This window comes from Rhodococcus jostii NBRC 16295, assembly GCF_001894825.1.
In the GTDB taxonomy this organism is placed as follows: domain Bacteria; phylum Actinomycetota; class Actinomycetes; order Mycobacteriales; family Mycobacteriaceae; genus Rhodococcus_F; species Rhodococcus_F jostii.
Genome location: NZ_BCWY01000238.1, coordinates 1 through 1,298 on the forward strand (window position 1 = coordinate 1; position 1,298 = coordinate 1,298).

General features: G+C 66.3%; 1 protein-coding gene. It reads right to left on the reverse strand.

The window, feature by feature from the left end; genetic code table 11:
• Nucleotides 1-1,298 (reverse strand): aldehyde dehydrogenase family protein (locus tag RJ1_RS44945; RefSeq protein WP_073371170.1); only part of this gene is annotated, 1,298 nt, incomplete at both ends.

Consider the following 1,298-nt stretch of genomic DNA (forward strand, 5'->3'; position numbering starts at 1 on the left):
GTCTTGAGCTGGGTGTAGTGTTTGAGTGCCTCGAAGCCTTTTTCCCTGCCGAAGCCGCTCAATTTGTAGCCACCGAATGGGGTTTCGACGCCTCCGGCGAAGTATTGGTTGATGAAGACCTGCCCTGCTTCGATGGCGGCGGCGACGCGATGAGCGCGGCTGTGGTCTCGGGTCCAGACTCCGGCGACGAGTCCGTAGTCGCTGTCGTTGGCGATCTCGATTGCGTCCTGGTCGGATTCGAATCGGAGCACCGTCAGCACCGGGCCGAAGATCTCCTCGCGGGCGACGCGCATCGTGTTGTCGACGTCGACGAAGATGGTCGGCTCGATGAACAACCCGCGTCCGAGCCGGCCGGTGTCGGCGACGTGTCCACCGGTGGCGAGGCGTGCACCCTCGCGGGGGCCGAGGTCGAGATACGAGCGGACCTTGTCGAACTGCCCTCGGGTGGCCAGGGAACCGATGTCGGGGTCCTCGATGCCCGGTGCGATGACCGTGGTCTTGGCGTGCTGGACGAGCCTGTCGACCAGTTCGTCGTGTACCGAGGAGTGCACCAGTAGTCGGCTGCCGGCCGAGCAGACCTGGCCCGCCTTGGTGGTGAATGCGGTCCATGCGCCTGCGGCGGCGGCGTCGAGATCGGCGTCGTCGAACACGATGTTGGGGGATTTGCCGCCCAGTTCGAGGGTCAGTGGGATCAGTCGTTGGGCGGCCGCCCGCATGATCGCCCGGCCGGTGTCGACGGAGCCGGTGAAGACGATCTTGCGGACCTTGTCGTGGCCGGTGAGGGCGGCTCCCGCGTCGGCACCGAATCCGGGGACGACGTTGAGAATCCCCGCGGGCAGTCCCGCGTCGACGGCGAGGCGGCTCATTTCGAGGGCGGACAGCGGTGTGTCCTCGGCGGGTTTGAGGACCACCACGTTACCCATCGCCAATGCCGGTGCAATCGCCCGCGCGGCCTGGTTGATCGGCGCGTTCCAGGGGGTGACGACTCCGATGACGCCGAACGGTTCGTTGCGGGTATACGAGAGGTAGTCGGGTCCCAGCGGAATTGTCTCGCCGTGCACCTTGTCTGCCGCACCGCCGTAGTACTCGAAGTAGCGTGCAGCGGTCTCGATATCCACCTTCGACTGCGACAGTGTCTGACCCGTGTCCAGTGTTTCGATTCGGGCCAGTTCGTCCGCGTGGTCACGCAGGGTGCGGGCGACCTCGAGGAGGATACGGCCGCGGGTGGCGGCCGGGGTGTCACGCCACGGGCCGAAGGCGCTCTGCGCTACGGCAACTGCTGCCTCGATGTCCTCCGC